This window comes from Enterobacter cloacae complex sp. IR5402 (assembly GCF_049238125.1).
GTDB lineage: Bacteria > Pseudomonadota > Gammaproteobacteria > Enterobacterales > Enterobacteriaceae > Enterobacter > Enterobacter hormaechei_C.
Genome location: NZ_JBMKHO010000044.1, coordinates 1 through 602, shown reverse-complemented (window position 1 = coordinate 602; position 602 = coordinate 1). Strand labels below are relative to the sequence as shown.

General features: G+C 55.5%; 1 rRNA gene. It reads left to right on the top strand.

The window, feature by feature from the left end:
- Positions 1–602, top strand: a 23S ribosomal RNA gene (locus ACOTXL_RS23805); the annotation flags it as partial.

Here is a 602-nt window from a genome sequence, read left to right as displayed (position 1 = left end):
ATCCGGGTTGCGGACAGTGTCTGGTGGGTAGTTTGACTGGGGCGGTCTCCTCCCAAAGAGTAACGGAGGAGCACGAAGGTTGGCTAATCCTGGTCGGACATCAGGAGGTTAGTGCAATGGCATAAGCCAGCTTGACTGCGAGCGTGACGGCGCGAGCAGGTGCGAAAGCAGGTCATAGTGATCCGGTGGTTCTGAATGGAAGGGCCATCGCTCAACGGATAAAAGGTACTCCGGGGATAACAGGCTGATACCGCCCAAGAGTTCATATCGACGGCGGTGTTTGGCACCTCGATGTCGGCTCATCACATCCTGGGGCTGAAGTAGGTCCCAAGGGTATGGCTGTTCGCCATTTAAAGTGGTACGCGAGCTGGGTTTAGAACGTCGTGAGACAGTTCGGTCCCTATCTGCCGTGGGCGCTGGAGAATTGAGGGGGGCTGCTCCTAGTACGAGAGGACCGGAGTGGACGCATCACTGGTGTTCGGGTTGTCATGCCAATGGCACTGCCCGGTAGCTAAATGCGGAAGAGATAAGTGCTGAAAGCATCTAAGCACGAAACTTGCCCCGAGATGAGTTCTCCCTGAGACTTTAAGTCTCCTGAAGGA